This window comes from Rhizobium sophoriradicis (assembly GCF_003939025.1).
GTDB lineage: Bacteria > Pseudomonadota > Alphaproteobacteria > Rhizobiales > Rhizobiaceae > Rhizobium > Rhizobium sophoriradicis.
Genome location: NZ_RQIH01000001.1, coordinates 98,758 through 117,048 on the forward strand (window position 1 = coordinate 98,758; position 18,291 = coordinate 117,048).

General features: G+C 63.9%; 17 protein-coding genes and 1 pseudogene. 8 read left to right on the plus strand and 10 right to left on the minus strand.

The window, feature by feature from the left end; all coding sequences use genetic code 11:
* Nucleotides 1-6: 6 nt before the first annotated feature.
* Nucleotides 7-774: a 3-hydroxyacyl-CoA dehydrogenase gene (locus tag EFR00_RS00510; RefSeq protein WP_077994520.1), complete on the minus strand. Its 768-nt coding sequence runs from the start codon at nt 772-774 to the stop codon at nt 7-9.
* A gap of 136 nt (nt 775-910) precedes the next feature.
* Here EFR00_RS00510 and EFR00_RS00515 point away from each other — a divergent pair, with 136 nt between their 5' ends.
* The 3 genes from EFR00_RS00515 (at nt 911) to EFR00_RS00525 (ending at nt 2,611) form a co-directional block, all read left to right on the plus strand.
* The gene (locus EFR00_RS00515) at nt 911-1,918 is read left to right on the plus strand and encodes an AraC family transcriptional regulator (protein ID WP_077994517.1); all 1,008 of its coding nucleotides are present in this window, start codon (nt 911-913) and stop codon (nt 1,916-1,918) included.
* Nucleotides 1,919-2,030: 112 nt separating this feature from the next.
* Nucleotides 2,031-2,318 carry a type II toxin-antitoxin system ParD family antitoxin gene (locus tag EFR00_RS00520; RefSeq protein WP_040112636.1) on the plus strand — a complete coding sequence of 96 codons (288 nt, stop codon included), beginning with the start codon at nt 2,031-2,033 and terminating at the stop codon, nt 2,316-2,318.
* Nucleotides 2,315-2,611: a type II toxin-antitoxin system RelE/ParE family toxin gene (locus EFR00_RS00525; RefSeq protein WP_077994516.1), complete on the plus strand. Its 297-nt coding sequence runs from the start codon at nt 2,315-2,317 to the stop codon at nt 2,609-2,611. The genes EFR00_RS00520 and EFR00_RS00525 overlap by 4 nt, the downstream gene beginning before the upstream one ends.
* Before the next feature lie 58 nt (nt 2,612-2,669).
* On the opposite strand, the gene EFR00_RS00530 is transcribed toward EFR00_RS00525, so the two are convergent.
* A complete protein-coding gene (locus EFR00_RS00530; RefSeq protein ID WP_077994515.1) occupies nt 2,670-2,930 on the minus strand; it encodes a type II toxin-antitoxin system prevent-host-death family antitoxin in 261 nt (86 codons plus the stop codon).
* A gap of 106 nt (nt 2,931-3,036) precedes the next feature.
* On the opposite strand from EFR00_RS00530, the gene EFR00_RS00535 reads away from it, so the two are divergent.
* From EFR00_RS00535 to EFR00_RS00555, 5 genes are read left to right on the plus strand one after another with little or no spacing between them, the layout of a single operon-like run.
* The gene (locus tag EFR00_RS00535) at nt 3,037-4,182 is read left to right on the plus strand and encodes an isovaleryl-CoA dehydrogenase (RefSeq protein WP_077994514.1); all 1,146 of its coding nucleotides are present in this window, start codon (nt 3,037-3,039) and stop codon (nt 4,180-4,182) included.
* The gene (locus EFR00_RS00540) at nt 4,179-5,789 is read left to right on the plus strand and encodes a carboxyl transferase domain-containing protein (RefSeq protein WP_077994513.1); all 1,611 of its coding nucleotides are present in this window, start codon (nt 4,179-4,181) and stop codon (nt 5,787-5,789) included. The genes EFR00_RS00535 and EFR00_RS00540 overlap by 4 nt, the downstream gene beginning before the upstream one ends.
* Nucleotides 5,790-5,796: 7 nt before the next feature.
* Nucleotides 5,797-7,662 (plus strand): acetyl/propionyl/methylcrotonyl-CoA carboxylase subunit alpha, encoded by a 1,866-nt coding sequence (locus EFR00_RS00545; RefSeq protein ID WP_077994511.1) that lies wholly within the window; start codon nt 5,797-5,799, stop codon nt 7,660-7,662.
* Entirely contained in the window at nt 7,662-8,114 is a 453-nt protein-coding gene (locus EFR00_RS00550; protein WP_009994412.1) for a MaoC family dehydratase, read from the plus strand. The genes EFR00_RS00545 and EFR00_RS00550 overlap by 1 nt, the downstream gene beginning before the upstream one ends.
* On the plus strand, nt 8,111-8,953 hold the full coding sequence (locus tag EFR00_RS00555; RefSeq protein ID WP_040112632.1) for an HpcH/HpaI aldolase/citrate lyase family protein: 843 nt from the start codon (nt 8,111-8,113) through the stop codon (nt 8,951-8,953). Before EFR00_RS00550 ends, EFR00_RS00555 begins: the two co-directional genes overlap by 4 nt.
* 60 nt (nt 8,954-9,013) lie before the next feature.
* Here EFR00_RS00555 and EFR00_RS00560 read toward each other — a convergent pair whose 3' ends face one another.
* The 8 genes and pseudogenes from EFR00_RS00560 to EFR00_RS00595 all read right to left on the minus strand — a co-directional run bounded on the left by EFR00_RS00560 (nt 9,014) and on the right by EFR00_RS00595 (nt 18,280).
* A complete protein-coding gene (locus EFR00_RS00560; RefSeq protein WP_077994509.1) occupies nt 9,014-10,435 on the minus strand; it encodes an enolase-like domain-containing protein in 1,422 nt (473 codons plus the stop codon).
* On the minus strand, nt 10,432-11,448 hold the full coding sequence (locus EFR00_RS00565) for a hydroxyacid dehydrogenase (protein WP_077994507.1): 1,017 nt from the start codon (nt 11,446-11,448) through the stop codon (nt 10,432-10,434). Before EFR00_RS00565 ends, EFR00_RS00560 begins: the two co-directional genes overlap by 4 nt.
* Nucleotides 11,449-11,452: 4 nt before the next feature.
* Nucleotides 11,453-12,271, minus strand: a complete 819-nt coding sequence (locus EFR00_RS00570; protein ID WP_077994505.1) for a sugar phosphate isomerase/epimerase family protein — start codon at nt 12,269-12,271, stop codon at nt 11,453-11,455.
* Nucleotides 12,272-12,282: 11 nt separating this feature from the next.
* Nucleotides 12,283-14,149 (minus strand): annotated as a pseudogene (locus EFR00_RS00575) (GH39 family glycosyl hydrolase).
* Between the two features lie 70 nt (nt 14,150-14,219).
* Nucleotides 14,220-15,053 carry a 5-deoxy-glucuronate isomerase gene (locus EFR00_RS00580; protein WP_077994503.1) on the minus strand — a complete coding sequence of 278 codons (834 nt, stop codon included), beginning with the start codon at nt 15,051-15,053 and terminating at the stop codon, nt 14,220-14,222.
* The gene (locus EFR00_RS00585) at nt 15,053-16,111 is read right to left on the minus strand and encodes an ABC transporter ATP-binding protein (protein ID WP_208655928.1); all 1,059 of its coding nucleotides are present in this window, start codon (nt 16,109-16,111) and stop codon (nt 15,053-15,055) included. The genes EFR00_RS00580 and EFR00_RS00585 overlap by 1 nt, the downstream gene beginning before the upstream one ends.
* Complete coding sequence (locus EFR00_RS00590) at nt 16,111-17,172, minus strand: ABC transporter ATP-binding protein (RefSeq protein WP_208655930.1); 1,062 nt, start codon at nt 17,170-17,172, stop codon at nt 16,111-16,113. The genes EFR00_RS00585 and EFR00_RS00590 overlap by 1 nt, the downstream gene beginning before the upstream one ends.
* Nucleotides 17,147-18,280 (minus strand): ABC transporter permease, encoded by a 1,134-nt coding sequence (locus EFR00_RS00595; RefSeq protein WP_077994498.1) that lies wholly within the window; start codon nt 18,278-18,280, stop codon nt 17,147-17,149. The genes EFR00_RS00590 and EFR00_RS00595 overlap by 26 nt, the downstream gene beginning before the upstream one ends.
* Nucleotides 18,281-18,291 lie beyond the last annotated feature (11 nt).

Genomic DNA, 18,291 nt, shown 5'->3' on the forward strand with positions numbered 1-18,291 from the left:
CGACGCTTAACGCGCGCCCATCCGCAATGCGCCGTCAAGGCGGATGACCTCGCCGTTCAGCATGTTGTTTTCAAAGATATGGCGCACCAGTCCGGCAAATTCCGCCGGCCGGCCGAGTCGCGGCGGAAAGGGCACGCTCTTGCCGAGCGCTTCCTGCACTTCCGCCGGCATATCAGCCATCATCGGCGTCTCGAATATGCCGGGCGCGATCGACACGACACGGATGCCGTGCCGCGCAAATTCACGGGCGATCGGCAAGGTCATCGCCGCCACCCCGCCCTTGGAGGCAGCATAGGCCGCCTGACCGATCTGTCCGTCGAAAGCGGCAACCGAAGCCGTGTTGACGATGACGCCGCGTTCGCCTTCCGCATCCGGCTCCATGATCCGGATCGCGGCCGCGGCAAGCCGGATCATGTTGAACGTGCCGATGAGATTGATGCCGATGGTGCGGGCAAAACTCTCCAGCCGGTGCGGTCCGTCGCGGCCGATCACCTTTTCGGCCGGCGCGACACCGGCGCAATTGACCAGTCCGCGCAAACCGCCGAAAGCTTCGACCGCAGCGGCCACCACAGCCGCACCGTCCTCGCCATCGCTGACATCGGCCTTGACGAAGCGAGCCTCGCTGCCGAACTCCCGGGCAATCGCTTCACCTGCTTCCGCATTGAGATCGGCGATCGTCACGCGCCCGCCGGCTTCGACGAGCATGCGCGCTGTTGCGGCGCCGAGACCGGAGCCGCCGCCGGTGACGATGAAATTTGCTCCTGCGATCAGCATGGATCCAGTCCTCCCTGCCAGCACGCGCCCTCCTCCAGGCGCAACCGACAGCAGCGATTCTATTCGCTCTACCTATTGCAAGCGATGACAAAACTGCTCCATAGTTTCGGACAGTTTTGCCATAGTGAGGATTGGCATGGCCGAGATCGAGCGACGCATGATCGCGCCGGGTTTCGTCGAGGAGGCGCTCGACAGCCTGCGGCGGCTCGGCAAGCCGACGGCACCGATCCTCGCCCGCGTCGGCCTGCCTGCTGTCATCGACCAGTCGGTTTCGGCGGAGACCTATGGCGCGCTGTGGCTTGCAATTGCTGGCGAACTCGACGACGAATTCTTCGGCATGGGCGCGCGCCCGATGCGCAGCGGCAGCTTCACGCTGCTTTGCCATTGCGTGCTGCATGCGCCGACGCTCGGCCACGCGCTGCGCCGGGCCTTGCGCTTCCTCGATGTCGTGCTCGACGATCCCAGGGGGCAGCTCATCATCCGCGATGGCCTCGCCGAAGTCGAGCTCAGGGATGCCGGCGGCCCACGTTCGGCCTTCGCCTATCGAACCTACTGGATCATCCTGCACGGCATCATCTGCTGGCTGGTCGGGCGGCGCATTCCGATCCGCCTCGTCGATTTCCGCTGCGCCGAACCCAAGCAAGGCGCCGACTACCGGCTGTTCTTCGGCGCGCCCGTACGCTTCTCCCAGGCCATCAGCCGGCTCGGCTTCGACAGCGCCATGCTCAACCTGCCGATCTCCCGCAGCGAACAGGCTCTGAAACAGTTCCTGCGCGGTGCGCCGGCCAATATTCTGGTGCGCTACCGTTACGACGCCGGCATCGCCGCCGCCGTCCGCCGCCGCTTGAACCAAGCCACGCCCAATGCCTGGACGAGTTTTGCAGCACTTGCCGCCGACATGCGCATGCCCTCCTCTACACTCCGCCACCGCCTGCACGACGAGGGACAAAGCTATGCCGCCATCAAGGACGATATCCGCCGTGACCTTGCCATCGAACTGCTGCTGAACACCTCGAAGACCATTGGCGAGATCGCTGTACAACTCGGCTATTCCGAGCCCAGTGCCTTCTTCCGGGCCTTTCGGAAATGGATGGGCAAGAGCCCGGAGGCTTTCCGGCGGGAAGAAGCGGAAAATCGAGGCTAAGTCAAACCGCTCAACTTGACCCGATTGGCTTCGCGTACCGGCACCAGTGTAGAATAGTGATATCCACTAATTTTCACTATATGCTATAAGAAAAGTAAAGGAGACCGTAGCCATGAAACCATCCGGACAGATGACCGTGAGCCTCACCGGCGAACTGGAGCAATTCGTCCGCGATCAGGTGCGCACCGGCGCCTTCGCATCGAGCAGTGAATATATCCGCGACCTGGTACGCGAGCGCTATAACCAGCAACGCGATCGCGCCGAAAAGCTGAAGGCGTTGGATGAGGCACTGGCACGCGGCATCGCCGACGCTGAAGCGGGGCGCACCATGCCCTTGGATGCGGCATTCAAGCGGCTTCGCGAGGAACTCGGCCTTGTGGATCAAAGCGCTGGGAAATGAAGGTCAGAATTACCGATGCGGCTTGGGAAAACATGCTGCATACTGGCCGCTGGATCAAGGACGGCAATCCGGCTCGCGCCGAGACCTTCGTGAGGGAGCTTTACGAGCGGTGCGAATCACTGGGGCATAGGCCCCGCTCCTTTCCCCTGCTGCCCGGCCGGGAAGACTCCGGCATCCGCCGGCGCCCCTACGGCGACTATCTGATTTTTTACCGGATTGCCGACGCGGTCGAAGTGCTGCATGTCCTCCACGGCGCGGTAGACTATGAACGATTGCTATTCCCGGACGAATAGGGCAGCCGCCCCGTAATTCTCGGCCGGCACGCATTGCAAGGATCGGGCAGCGCGAAGCTCATGGCTCGTCGTCGTAGCCTTCGCTCTTCGACAGCCGATCGATCGCCTCTGCGAACAACTCGGAATGTTCGTCCGGCATCTCCGAGATGTGATGGGCACGACGCGGGTCCATGCCGCTGCGCATCCGCTCGAAGCGCTCATAGCTAATCAGCACGAAACGCGGCTTGTTATGCCAGGTGAGAACGACTGGCTCGCGGCTCGCAGCATCGATGACATCGCCGACCTGCTTGTTGAGGTCTCCTGTCGTGAACTGTCGCATGGTAAACCTCCCGGCTTTCGAAGGGGATGGCCCTTACCCGCATCAAAATCAAGGGCACTTTGAACCTTTCGCAACCCGCGCTACATATTTTAGCGGGAGGAGTGCCATGTTTGATTTTTCGCTTGGCGAAACCGCGGATGCGATCCGCGACACGACGGCGCGGTTTGCCGCCGATCATATTGCTCCGCTGGCAGCGGAGATCGACGAAAGCAACACGTTTCCACGCCAGCTCTGGCCTCAGATGGGGGCACTCGGCCTGCATGGGATCACCGTCGAGGAGGAATTCGGTGGCGCCGGTCTCGGCTATCTCGAGCATGTCGTCGCGATGGAGGAAGTGTCGCGCGCCTCGGCCTCGGTGGGCTTAAGTTACGGCGCTCATTCCAATCTCTGCGTCAATCAGGTCCGCCGCTGGGCCTCGCCGGAGCAGAAGCAGCGCCATCTGCCGAAGTTGATCTCCGGCGAGCATGTCGGCTCACTTGCGATGTCCGAAGCCGGCGCCGGCTCCGATGTCGTGTCCATGCGGTTACGGGCCGAGCGCAAGGGCGCCCGCTACATTCTGAACGGCACCAAATTCTGGATCACCAATGCGCCGCATGCCGACGTCCTCGTCGTCTATGCCAAGACCGATCCCGCCGCCGGTCCGAAAGGCATTTCCGCTTTCATCATCGAGAAGGGCATGCCCGGCTTCAGCGTCTCCAAGAAGCTCTCCAAGCTTGGCATGCGCGGCAGCGATACGGCCGAGTTGGTCTTTGAGGATTGCGAGGTGCCGGCCGAGGCGCTGATGGGCCGGGAAGGCGAAGGCGTGAAGATCCTGATGTCCGGTCTCGATTACGAGCGCGCCGTGCTTGCCGGCGGTCCGCTGGGCATCATGCAGGCCTGCCTCGATGTCGTGCTGCCTTATGTGCGCGATCGCAAGCAGTTCGGCAAACCGATCGGCGATTTCCAGCTGATGCAGGCCAAGATCGCAGATATGTATGTGGCGCTGAACTCGTCGCGCGCCTATGTCTATTCCGTCGCCCGCGCCTGCGACGCTGGCCGTGCCACGCGCACCGACGCGGCGGCCGCGATCCTCTTTGCCAGCGAGAATGCCGTGAAGGTGTCGCTGGAGGCGATCCAGGCGCTCGGCGGCGCCGGCTATACCAAGGAATGGCCGGTCGAGCGTTTCCTGCGCGACGCCAAGCTCTACGATATCGGGGCCGGTACCAACGAAATCCGCCGCTACCTGATCGGCCGGGAGCTCATCGCATCATGACGGAGATTTCGACCGCGATCGATCGCGACAGCGAGACCTTCAAAGCCAATGCCATCAAGAACAAGGCGCTTATCGACGAGCTCTACGAGCGCTCGGCAAAGGCGCGCGAGGGCGGCGCGCAATCGGCACGTGAACGTCACACGGCCAAGGGCAAGCTTCTGCCGCGCGACCGCATTCAGCTGCTGATCGATGCCGGCAGCCCCTTCCTGGAGGTCGGCGCGCTGGCGGCCAACGGAATGTATGGCGACGAGGCGCCGGGCGCCGGCATCATATCGGGCATCGGCCGCGTATCCGGCCGTGAGGTCATGATCGTCGCCAATGACGCGACGGTAAAGGGCGGCGCCTATTTTCCGATGACGGTGAAGAAACATCTCAGGGCGCAGGAAATCGCCATGCAGAACCGGCTGCCCTGCCTTTATCTGGTCGATAGCGGCGGCGCCAATCTGCCGCATCAGGCCGAGGTCTTTCCCGACCGCGATCATTTCGGCGCGATCTTCTACAACCAGGCGCAGATGTCGGCCGAAGGCATTGCCCAGATTGCCTGCGTCATGGGAAGCTGCACCGCCGGCGGTGCCTATGTTCCCGCGATGTCCGACGAAACGGTGATCGTGCGCAATCAGGGCACGATCTTCCTTGCCGGCCCGCCGCTGGTCAAAGCCGCGACCGGCGAAATCATCTCGGCCGAAGAGCTCGGCGGCGCCGAAACCCATGGCCGCCGCTCCGGCGTCGTCGATCATGTCGCCGAGAACGACGAACATGCGCTGCTTCTGGTGCGCGATATCGTCGCCAGCCTCAACAGCGTGAAGTCGGTCGATATAGACATTCAATCCCCCCGGCCGCCGAAGCTCCACCTCGAGGACCTTCACGGCATCATTCCGGAGGACGTGCGCTCGCCGTATGACGTGCGCGAGGTGATCGGCCGAATCGTCGACGGCTCGGAACTGCATGAGTTCAAGCCACTCTACGGCACCACGCTCGTCTGCGGCTTCGCCCGCATCTGGGGCATGCCTGTCGCCGTCATCGCCAATAACGGCGTGCTCTTTTCCGAAAGTGCGCTGAAGGGCGCACATTTCATTGAGCTCGCCTGCCAGCGCCGCGTGCCGCTGCTCTTCCTGCAGAATATTTCCGGGTTCATGGTCGGCGGCCGCTACGAGGCCGGCGGCATCGCCAAGGATGGGGCGAAGCTGGTGACGGCGGTGGCGACCGCCACCGTGCCGAAAGTCACCGTCATCATCGGCGGCAGCTTCGGCGCCGGCAATTACGGCATGTGCGGCCGCGCCTATCGCCCGCGCTTCCTCTTCACCTGGCCGAACAGCCGCATCAGCGTCATGGGCGGCGAACAGGCGGCCTCGGTGCTTGCCACCATCCGCCGCGACGCGATGGAAGCGCGCGGCGAGGATTGGCCGGCCGCCGAGGAAGAGGCGTTCAAGGCGCCGATCCGTGCGGGCTACGAGGCCGAGGGCAATCCCTATTTTGCCACAGCCCGCCTCTGGGACGACGGCATCATCGACCCACGCCAGACACGAGATGTGCTCGGCCTCGCCTTTTCCGCCTGCCTAAATGCGCCGATCCCGAAAGGGCCGCGCTTCGGCCTATTCAGGATGTGAGGCGGCGATGATGGAAAGTCTTCTCATTGCCAACCGGGGCGAGATCGCCCGCCGCATCATCCGCACCGCGAAGATACTCGGCATCCGCACCATTGCCATCTATTCCGAGGCCGATGCCGGCCTGCCTTTCGTGAGAGAAGCGGACGAGGCAGTCGCCATCGGCCCGCCGCCCGCCCGAGAGAGTTATCTCTCCGAGGCACGCATCCTCGAGGCCGCCCGGAAAAGCGGCGCTGCGGCCATCCATCCCGGTTACGGTTTCCTGTCGGAAAATGCGGATTTTGCCGAAGCGGTCGAAAAGGCGGGCATGAGCTGGGTCGGCGCGCCGCCGGCTGCCATCCGCGCCATGGGGCTGAAGGATGCCGCCAAACAATTGATGCAGGCGGCAGGGGTACCGGTGACGCCCGGCTATCTGGGGCCAGACCAGAGCGAAGCAAGGCTCTCGGCCGAAGCCGATATCGTCGGCTACCCCGTGCTGATCAAGGCCGTCGCTGGCGGCGGCGGCAAGGGCATGCGGCGCGTCGACCGGCCGCAGGATTTTGCCGAAGGTCTCGCCTCCTGCCGCCGCGAGGCAGCCGCCTCTTTCGGCGACGACCGTGTTCTGATCGAGCGCTATATCGCCAATCCGCGCCATATCGAGGTGCAGGTCTTTGCCGACACGCACGGAAACTGCGTTCATCTCTTCGAACGCGATTGTTCGCTGCAGCGCCGGCACCAGAAAGTCATCGAAGAGGCCCCTGCCCCCGGCCTTGATGCCGCCACCCGCGCGGCGATCTGCGATGCGGCGGTCAAGGCCGCAAGAGCGGTGAATTATGTCGGCGCCGGCACGATCGAATTCATCGCCGACGCCTCCTCGGGCCTCAATGCCGACCGCATCTGGTTCATGGAGATGAACACGCGCCTGCAAGTCGAGCATCCGGTTACCGAGGCCATAACAGGCGAAGATCTGGTGCTTTGGCAGCTGAAGGTCGCGAGCGGCGAGCCGCTGCCGAAAAGCCAGGACGAGATCACCATGAACGGCTGGGCCTTCGAAGCCCGGCTCTATGCCGAAAACCCCGCCGCCGGCTACCTGCCCTCGACCGGCCGGCTCGACCATCTTGAAATGCCGCAGGCGGTTCGTGTCGACAGCGGCGTCGAGCGGGGAGACGAGATCACCGCCTTCTACGACCCGATGATCGCCAAGATCATTGCGCATGGACCGAACCGCGGGGCCGCCCTGTCTAAGCTCGCCGCCGCCTGTGCCGGCATCGAGGTCTGGCCGGTCCGATCCAATGCCGGTCTTCTCGCACGCGTCACCAATCATCCGGATTTTCGCGCCGCAAGGATCGATACCGGCTTCCTCGACCGCCATGGCGAAAGCCTCGTGGCCAACGATCCTGATGAAACCGTCATCGACAAAGCAGCCACGGCACTTTCGAAGGGCATGGTTGGCGATCCCTGGTCTGCGCTGACCGGCTTCCGCATCGCCGGGCCAAGCGACAGCCGCGTACGTGTGCGCATCGACGGTCATCTCCATTGGGGACGGGCACGCGCTGACCTCGAAACAAATGCCGTCGAGATGGACCAAGTGACGGTGCTTTTCGATGCGGGCAATGCCTGGTCGATCGGCCTGCCCCATGCGGGTGAGGTCGAGGCGAACCACGGCGTGGGCGACGGCGCCATCCTGTCACCCATGCCGGGCCTCGTCATTTCGGTTGACGTCATTGAGGGCGACGCGGTCGCCAAAGGGGACCGTCTGCTGACCGTCGAAGCCATGAAGATGGAGCATACGCTGCGGGCGCCATTCGACGGCGTCGTCGGAAAATTGCAGGTCTCCCCCGGAACCAGAGTCTCGGAAAACCAGCTGGTCGTCACCGTCATGAAGGGAGAGGAGTGATGGCCGGCCGCTATTTCGACGAATGGACGGTTGGCGACCGGATCGCCCACGACATTCGCCGCACGGTCACCGAGACCGACAATCTGCTGTTTACGACACTCTCCCACAATCCGCAGCCGCTGCATCTCGATGCGGAATATGCGGCCGGAACCGAGTTCGGCCGGATCGTCGTCAACGGCACCTTCACCTTCGCGCTGACCGTCGGTCTTTCGGTCAGTGACACCACGCTCGGCACGCTTGTCGCCAATCTCGGCTATGACAAGGTGACAATGCCGAAACCGGTCTTCATCGGCGATACGCTGCGGGTAGAAACCGAAGTGACGGAGCTGCGCCGCTCGAACTCCCGCCCCGATGCCGGCATCGTCACCTTCCGACACATCACCTTGAACCAGCGTAACGAGATCGTCTGCCAGTGCCTGCGTACCGCCATGCTGAAGGGGAAGTCATCATGAGGCTGCGTTCGCTGCTCTTCGTGCCCGGCGATCGACCGGAACGTTTTGAAAAAGCGCTCGCATCGGGCGCCGATGCCGTCATTCTCGATCTGGAAGATTCCGTCGCACCAGCCAATAAACCAAAGGCCCGCGACAGCGTGCACGAATTCGTGCAGCGCCATGCCGGCGAGACCAAGCTCCTTATCCGCATCAATCCCCTCGCCTCGCCGGAATTCGAAGACGACCTCGCCGCCTTAAGCGGCCTTCAGCCTTTCGCGCTCATGCTGCCGAAGGCCGAGGGCGCTGCTTCCGTGCTGAAGCTTGCAAGCGCCCTCGCCGCTACTATTCCCATCCTGCCGATCGCGACGGAAACGCCATCGGCGATCTTCGAGATCGGCAGCTATCGCGAGGTCTCGGACAAGCTCTGCGGCCTGACCTGGGGCGCTGAGGATCTGCCGGCCGCGATCGGGGCTACGACCGCGCGCAGGACAGATGGCCGCTATACGCCGCCTTACGAGCTTGCCCGCTCGCTCACGCTATTTGCAGCCCATGCAGCGACCGTTCCGGCGATCGATACCGTCTATCCCGATTTTCGCGATCTCAATGGCCTGCGGGCCTATGTCGGCCGCGCCCGGCGCGACGGTTTCTCCGGCATGATGGCCATCCATCCGGGTCAGGTCGAAACGATCAATCACGCCTTCACGCCGGATGCCTTCGAAATCGCCTGGGCGGAGAAGGTCACCGCCGCCTTTGCCGCGAACCCTGATGCAGGCGCCATTCAACTTGACGGGCGCATGCTTGATATGCCGCATCTGAAGCTTGCGCTCCGCATCCTGGAGCGCGCCGGACGAGTAACATAAACATTTGAAAGCTTTTCTGACCTCATGATAATCGAACGAAACCGCTCGCGCTTTTCGTCATCATGACAATGGCTTCATCGATCCGAAATCGGGTAAAGCGCCGCTCGCGTAGCCGACGGCCCCGAGCGAAGCGATGGCGATCCGGCCGTCGCGGATCGACAGCAGCGGCCCGTCCCGCCCCTGCTCGTAGAGATCGGGGTGGGCAGCGGCAAAACGCACCTTCTCCACCTGCGGCGCGCCCTGCATGCCGGCCACATAATGATGGCCATTGCGCTCGACATGGGAGAGGCCGAGCAGCGAAACCAGCGCCAAGTCCTGCTGCACGGCAAGCCCGGCCTGGCAGGTCAGATCCTCGCCGGAGAGAAACAACCCCGGCACGCCCGCGGTTCTGATGCGGATCGCCTTCATGAGCGAGCGGTAAATGCCCTTGCAGGTCTTCGAGGAGACGCCGGTATAACCAAGCCGCCGGGCGCGGGCGAAGGCGCCGTCGCCATCGTCGCTCTCATCGATCAGGAAGGGCAATTGCGCTGCCAGATCCCCGAGCGGCGTTTCCATGGTGATCGCGCGCGAGAACGGCTGTTCGACAAAGGCAATGGCCGCACGTAACCTGGCCAGCCGGGGCACGGTCTCGATCCGCGCCAGCAATGCGCTCAGCTGTTCGGCGGCGCCGAATTGTTCGTTGCCGTCGACCGTCACCCGATAATCGTGCAAGCGGTCCAACACGGCGGCGATGCGCGCCAGCCGGTCGATATCGGCATCGACCGCGCCCGAAAGCTTGATCTTGAACCAGTGATTGCCATAGCGCGCGATCACCGCCTCGAGGCTCTGCGGCAGGCCGTCATCGACGGGATCGACGATCTCGCTCTCGGTGATCGGGTCGAGAAGCCCGATCGTATGCCGGGCCGAGATGGAACCGGCGGGACGAAAGCCGGCCAGCACAGCCGACACTGCATCCGCGTCGATATCGCCTGATAGCATCGGGCCGCCGATGCCGATGATATTGCGACGCACCGCATCGAAGAAGGAAATGCCGGCAAGGCGGCAATAGGCGTCGAGTGCTGCGCGGGCGACAAGCGAAGGACCGAAACCGGCGGCCAGCGGATTTCCCGGCAGGCGGCGGGCGGTTTCCATCTCGTTCAGACGGGCGGCGGCGAACAATGTTATCGGGGCGGACGGTTCCCGCGACGCAGCCGTGGCTACGCGGATAGAGCCGCGCAATTGATCGACATTCTGCGCCGGCGTCAGCGCCGGGTTTTTGTCGAACCATTTCGGCACCATCATTTCGGCGGCGGCGCCGATGGCGGTTTTCCCTTCCTCATCCTCGACGCGCACCCTGAGAAAGGCCTGCGGCGCCTTTTCGAGGGTTGCCGCACCGAAGCGAAACGGCAGGCGCAGCCTGATATCGCGCTCGAAGGCATCGATCTCGACAATTCTGATGCGCGGCGCCGTCACGGAACCTCCGATGCTTCGGTCCATGGTCACGCCATCCGCTCGAGCATGGCGCGCGACACTTCGTGCTGAAGCGGTTCACGGCGCAGCAGCCGGCCGATCTCGTCGACCATGGCCTGCCCTTGGGCGAAATGTGCCTCTTCGGTGTGGCCGGCGGCATGCGGCGAAATCGTGACATTGGTCAGCTGAGGGTCGCGGAACGGACTGTCCTGAGGCAGCGGCTCATTGTCGAAGACATCGAGCGCCGCCTCGATGCGGCCGGACCTGATTTCGGCGAGCAGTGCGGCCTCGTCGACCAGCTCGGCCCGCGCCGTGTTGATGAACAGCGCGCCGGGGCGCAGCAGCGCCAGTTCGCGGGCGCCGATCATCCCACGCGTCTCGGGCAGGACGGGCGCATGCAGGGAAATCACATCGCTCTGGGCAAGCGCGTCGTCCAATCCTGTTCTGACGACGCCGAGCGCTGCGGCCTCGCCGTCGTCGAGATAGGGATCGACGACCAGCACGCGGCAGCCGAATGGAACGAGCAGACGCATGACTGCCCGCCCGACATATCCGGCCCCGACAATACCGACCGTTCTGGCGCCGAGCAATCTTTGCGGCACGGCGGCGCGGACATCGAGCCATTCACCGCCTCTGCGCAATCGATGATGCAGCCGGTGAATGCCGCGCATGGCAAGCAGCGCTTCGGCGACGACGAATTCGGCAACCGAAGCGGCAATCTTCGAAGCGGCATGGGTGACGCGCAGGCCGTCATCGAACAGGCGCGCCGGAACGAGCGTGCGGATGCTGCCTGCCGAATGGGCCACCAGAGAAAGTCGCGGATGGCGCTGGCGCGCCGCCGGATTGAAGGGCGGCGTGCCCCAACCGGTGAGGCAGGCCGTGGCATTCTGCAGCAACTGGTCGACATCGGCAGCGTCGATCGTGGCGCCGGCCGGCCAGCGCACCTCGCCGAGGCCGTTCAACCGGGCGGTCGCCGCATCGTCCAGCATCATACGGCGGGTCTTTTCGGTCAAAAGGACGGCGATGATGGGAGCCTGTTTGCTCATGGTTCTACTCTTTCGCTGCGGCGACGAGGCGCCTGAGATGGGCAAGATCGACGCGGGCCTTGTCTAGCGCCTGGTCGCGGGGGAGCCGGTATTGCGAATGCATTGAGAGCACGCCGGCAAATCCGGTGGTGATGAGATGCGGGACGATGTCGTTCCAGGGCACCATGCCTTCGTCGAGCCCGTACCAGTCCGAATGCCATGCACGCTGGCCGCGGGCGCCGTAAGCGCCGGGAAACCAGCCGCAATTCTTGACACCCATGCAGCAGAACCAGGGATCGAGAAGATCCAGCGTCAGACGCCAGTCCTCGCTGCCCTCGCGAATGAGCTGGTTGGCGGGATCGGGATAGGCGCCGATCCTCCTTGGATCGCGCCCGGCCAGCAGTTGCGCTGCCAGCGCACCCGAGGCGTGCAGCGTCCCGCCGTGAAGCTGGACGGTGAGCTTGATCGCGAATTTGTCGGCGAGGCGTTCGAAGCCATCGAGGTCGCGCCGCGCTTCGTCGAGCTGCACCTGCCAGCGCCGCAACGGATCATAACGCCAGAAGCCGAGCCGAACCTGCCCGATGCTGGCCTCGCCGCAATGATGGAGCAGCCGGGACGCGGCATCGTCAGGCTGCGTGGCGTCGATGGTCGCCATCGGGATGCGCAGGCCGGCCGTAGCAAAAAGCTTGACCGCCTTGACGACCTCGTCCGGCCTGTCCGGCGAAACGGCGTGGCCCTCGCGAATAAGAAGATCGGCGCAGTCGAAGCCCAGCCCCGCCGTGATCTCTGCCGCTGTCTCCAGCGGCAGGCCTTCCAGGGTCTTGGTGAAATAGGCGATATCCATGATTTCCTTGCTCACCGACGGGAAATGCAGAGCTCGCTGTGGCGGCCGAATGCATCCCGGGCGCGCACCGCGTATTGCGCGCCTTCCGGCGGCGACATGTGCAGGAATGCCGTCGAGATCAGCGGCGCGGGGCTGACCTTTTCAAAGGTCTCACCATCCCTGCTGGTGAGGACATCGTAGAAGATGGCCGGACTGCTATCGCCGGCCGCCCAGAACAGCATGCGCTCCTCCCGGCCGCCGAGACCACGGTAGCGTTCGACGATAAGGCCGGTGGGTGCGGCAGGCTGCGCGCCGGTGTCGGGGACGACGAGCACCTGCGTCAGCGACGGCAAGGGTACATCGAGATCGACGCTGATCCGCCCCTCGTCGCATTCGACGACACTGATCGGGTGCAGCAAAGCCGGCTCCTGGGCGCGACGCAGTTCGGCAAACTGCGCTTCGTCAGGTTCGGGCGGGGTGCCCACCGGCTCGAAGGGTCCGCGCGGATTGCTTTCGTCGCGCTGGGCCTCCCACACTTCCATCGGATTGGTGAATTCCTCGTCGATGCGCAGCAGGCACAATGCATGGCGACCGAGAGCGAGGCCGCCGACCTCCAGGCGCACGGCGGTCCGGCCCGAACGGTTGATGGCATCGACGCTGTGGATGAGGCTGATCGAAACACCCCCGCCCGGCAGCCGCGTCGGCAGGATCGCCAATCCATCCTGGTCGGGGGCCAGCGGCGGCTCGGCCGTTACCTTGCAGACAGTGTCGCCGAGCGTCGCCAGCAGCTCCATCGACGTGAGACCGGGCTTTTTGATGATGTCGAAGGGCGGCGCCGTGTCGATGTCAGTCACCAGCCGATCCAGATCGGTCTTGTGCTCCCACTGCGCCTTGGTGAAATTGCGCGATCCGAAATAGGCAAAGATCGTGCGCTGGCTCCAGCCGCCGATAAAAGCGTGGTCATTGCTGAGGAAGGTGAAATTCGCCGCTTTCGGGGCGATGATGCGCCGGTCGTGCTGTTCGATGATGCGGGCAATGATGCCGGCATAATAGGTCTTGCCGTGCCAGCTGTGATGATCGCTCCAGCCGAGCTGCGGGTCGCATTCGTCATTGATGATCGGCAGGCCGGCAAGGCGCGGATGGTGCTCCTTGAGATAATCGACGACGAGCAGCGTGCGGTCGACAATGGCATGGGTTTTCGGGGTCAGGTCGTCCTTGCTGCCGTTGACGCCCTTCTCGTGGATCGAGATGTAGTCGAGGCGCGGCGGGCCGCCGCCGGTCAGGCAGCTGGTGCCGCTGTCGCAATGAGCCATCAGGGCGCGAAAGATCGGCGAGAGCGTGCGGGCGGTACCTGGGCCACCCATCGGCAGGCCGGGATCGACCGCATCGAGCCCTGCCACGCAGGCGTCGTAATAGTTGGTGTAGCCCTTGATCCCATAGGTCCACCAGCCGGAATCGGCCTCGTTCGTCGTTTCGAAGTACCAGGTGCGCAATTCGTCCATGCCGTAGCGCGCGCCGTAGCGATCCGCCGATCACCGTCACCAGATCCCGCCAGCGCCTGACCTGATCCATGTCCTCATAGTCGGTGAAGAGGCCCGAGGGATTGCCCATCAGCTCGAAGAACGGCTTCAGGCGGTGTTCGATCATCACGTCGAGCGCCCGGTCGAGCAGGGACCAGTCATAACCCGCGCCGCCGGTCGAGCGCAGCAGATTGTAGAGATAATGGACGCGCAGATATCGGATGCCCTCGTTGGGCAGGCCGCCCATATAGGCGAGCATCTGGCGCATTTCGGGTTCGAGCAGCAGCTCGGCCGGCGAAAAGCCAGTGCCGCGCCAGAACCGGTTGAACGGGCGCACGGCCTGGCCGGCATCAACATTTATTCGCGTACGCTCGCGCATGGATCGTCTCTCTCCTAGGACGGAAATCTGGCGGTGCCGACCGAGCCGGCACAGGCGGCCGATTGCCTGACTATTTGAACTTTTCGCGCATCGCATCGATGCCGGGGATGGTTTTGGTCAGATGCTGATGGGCAGGATCGAAGCGCTGGATCAGCCCGCGGCGGTGTTTGCCGACGAGGATGGTGAAGATGTAGCCCCGGTGGCCGGGTGAGGTGACGGTCGGGTGGTAACCGCGATCGACCAGGACGGTATCGCCATCACGGGTCATCAGGATCTTGACCGGACCGTCGTCGTCATAGGTGATCTGGCTGCCGAAGCCGGTCTCCGGCAGGAACCGATAATGATAAAGTTCCTCGTGCAGGGTCTCGGCGTCGCCGTCTTCCGTATCGTGCTTGTGGGGAGGATAGCCCGACCAGCAGCCCTCGCCGGCATAGAGCTCGCTCACCAGAAGATTGCCGCAGCGCCCGTTCTGGCGCTGACCGAGCAGGTGGACGATCCGCCGCTGGCTGTGCGTATCGGGCGAGCCGACATTGACCCCGTCGACCTCCTCAGGCGTGACGCGGAACGGGGTGTGGCGCGTCTCGCAGATGCCGCCGGCAATCGCGACTTCGGCCGGGCCGCCACGAGCCGATACCCGGACGTTGGCGTTGACGGGCGCGTAAACCGAGTCCGCATCGCCTTCCCAGATATCGGCTCGCCGGCCCACCGCCCCGAAGCTGACGTCATCCACCTCGATATCCACCTGCCCCGACAGCACGACGTAGAGGCTTTCGTGCAAGGGCAGCCGCCGCGTCTCCCGGCCATCCAACGGAAGCGCGAGGAGATCGAAGTAGATGAGATCGAGCGTCCTGGAGGAGGTATCCACAATGGGACGCTGCGCGGAGCGTGGAATGAATTCAGGCATCAATTGAACTCCGGAACGGTACGGTCGGCAAAGGGATTGAGCGACAGGGTTTCGGCGTAGTGACAGGCGGCCGCGTGCCCATCGGCCGTCACGGCGCGCAGGTCCGGCACCTCCTGCCTGCAAAGCTCGGTGGCGTAGCGGCAGCGCGGATGAAATGCGCAGCCGGGAGGCGGATGCGCGGGGTCGGCGACCTCGCCCGCCAGCCGGATGCGCTTGCCGTGGCGGCGCATCCTCGGATCGGCGATGGGCACCGCCGAAAGCAGCGCTTCGGTATAGGGATGGCGCGGGCGCGAAAAGATCTGCTCCGTCGGCGCCTTTTCGACCACCCGGCCGACATACATGACGGCAATATTGTCCGAGATGTGCCGGACGACCGAGAGATCGTGAGCGACGAAAAGATAGGTCAGGCCGAACTGCTCCTGCAGATCCTGCAGGAGATTGATGGTCTGAGCCTGCACGCTGACATCGAGCGCCGAGACCGCCTCATCCGCGATGACAAGGCGCGGGTTGGACGCCAGCGCCCGGGCAATTCCGATGCGCTGGCGTTCGCCGCCCGAAAAGGCATGCGGGTAGCGGCGCATATATTCGGGCCGCAGGCCTACACTCTGCATCAGCTCGGCGACCCGGTGCTCGAGTTCCCGGCCCTTGGCGATGCCGTTGACGCTCAATACCTCACCGATAATGTCGATGACGGGAAGACGCGGATTGAGCGAGGATTGCGGATCCTGGAACACGATGCGCAGGTCACGGTGGACTTCATCGAGGGCGGGACCGGAGAGGGCCGCCAGATCCACCGTGCCGCCGCTGCGATCGCGATAGCGGATCTCGCCGCTGGTCGGCTGGTAGATGCGCAGCACTGTGCGGGCAAGTGTGGACTTGCCGCAGCCGGATTCACCGACAATGCCAAGCGTCTCGCCGTCATCGACGCGAAGCGAAACGCCGTCGACCGCCTTGACGTGGCCGACGACCCGTCGGAACGCGCCCTTGCGGATGGGGAAATGCATCCTGAGATCGTTCAGTTCGAGCAGCGGGCTTGGCTGCGTCATGGGATCGGCCATCATTGTCTTCCCTCGTAAAGCAGGCAGCTGGCGACGTGCCCGACACCGATGACGACGGACTCGGGGTCTTTCTGATCGCACAGCCCCGCCCTCGCCTGCCTGCATCGGGGATGAAAGCTGCAGCCTTCGGGCCGGTCGAAACGTGAGGGCACCATGCCCTCGATGGTCGCGAGCCGTTCGGTCGGCTGCCCGTGCATGCGCGGCGCCGATTGCAGCAGGGCCTTGGTGTAGGGATGAACGGGCGCATGGAAGATCGTGTCGACGTCACCCGCCTCCACCACTCGGCCGACATACATGACGACGACCTCGTCGGCGATCTCGGCCACCACGCCGAGATCATGGGTGACGAACAGTACCGAGAGCCCGAATTCGGCCTGCAGCGAGGCGAGGAGATCGAGGATATTGGCCTGGGTGGTCACATCAAGCGCCGTGGTCGGCTCGTCGGCGATCAGCAGTTTAGGACGACAGGCGAGCGCCAGCGCGATGCAGACGCGCTGGCGCATGCCGCCGGAAAACTGGAAGGCATAGCTTTCCATGCGCTCGGCCGGCCGGGGAATGCCGACGAGAGCCAGCGTTTCGATCGCATGCTCGCGCGCTTCCTTCTTTCCCATTTTCAGATGCAGGCGGATCACCTCCATCATCTGGTTGCCGATCGTATGGACGGGTGAAAGTGCTGCCATCGGCTCCTGGCTGATCAGGCCGATCTGGGCACCGCGGATCGTCCGCATATCGCGGCCGCGCGGGTCGAGCGCCGCGAGATCGATCGCGGGGGCTGCCGGATCGGGCCGGTAGCGGATCGCGCCCGAGACGATCCGCCCGCCGCGCGGGACCTGGTTGAGGATCGAGCGGCCGGTGATGCTCTTGCCCGACCCGGATTCGCCGACGACGCAGACCGTCCTGCCGCGCGGGATGGAGAAGGAGACGCCGTCGACCGCCCTCACCGTGCCCGCGCCGCCGAAGAAATGAGTCCTGAGCTCGTCGACCTCGATCAGTGGATCGCGATCCCCCTGCCGGCCGCCGGCGGCGAAATTGGCGTCAGTATTCATAGGGATCTGCAGCATCGCGTAATCCATCACCAAGGAAATTGAGGGCAAGTACGGTGACGATCACCGCCAGGCCCGGAAGAAACAGCCAGGGTGCGCTCGTGACCGCGAGAATGTTCTGCGCCTCCTGCAGCAGCACACCCCAGCTGACGACCGGCGGCCGCAGGCCGATTCCGAGGAAAGAAAGTGCGGTTTCGGCAAGGATCATCGTCGGGATGGCGAGCGTGACCGAGGCAATGATGTGGCTCATGAAGGACGGGACCATGTGCCGCCAGATGATGCGCATCCTGGAGCAGCCATCGAGATGGGCGGCGATGACGAAGTCTTCGGTCTTCAGCGACAGGAAACGGCCGCGCACCACACGTGCCAAGTCGGTCCAGCCGATCAGCGACAGGATGACGGTGATCCAGAGATAGACCAGGATCGGGTCGGCGCTGATCGGCACGGCAGCCGCAAGCCCCATCCACAGCGGAATGGTCGGGATCGAGTTGATGAGCTCGATGGAACGCTGGATGACATCGTCCACCCAACCGCCGTAAAGACCGGAGATGCCCCCGAGGATGATGCCGAGGACGAGGCTGATCGCGACACCGATCAGACCCACGGACATGGAAACGCGCGTGCCATGCACCGTTCGGCTGAAGACGTCGCGCCCCAGCCGGTCGGCGCCGAACAGGTAGAAGGGCTTGCCCGCCTCGATCGGGCCGATCAGGTGACGGTCGAGATCGAACAATCCCCAGAGCCGGTAAGGTTCGCCTTTGACGAAGAAGCCCACGGGAATGACGACGGCCGGATCAGGCACATAGGTTCGGCTGAGTGCGATCGGGTCGACCTTCATCGAATAGCCGTTGACATAGAGCGGATGAAATCTCCCCGCCGCATCATAGCCGGCGAACCTCAGCTGCTGAGGTGGCGCATAGGTATAGCGGGAATCATAGGTCTGCGAGGAAACCGGAGCGAGAACCTCGGCAAACAGGGCGACTAGGTAAATCAGCAGGATGACGACGCCGGCCCCAAGCGCCAGCCGGTGGCGGCGGAAGCGGTGCCAGATGAGTTTCCACTGGCCGGCGACCGCATCGGAATTGCGAACACGTTCAGGTATCAGTGCGATGGCTTGATCGGTCATTGGTATCATTC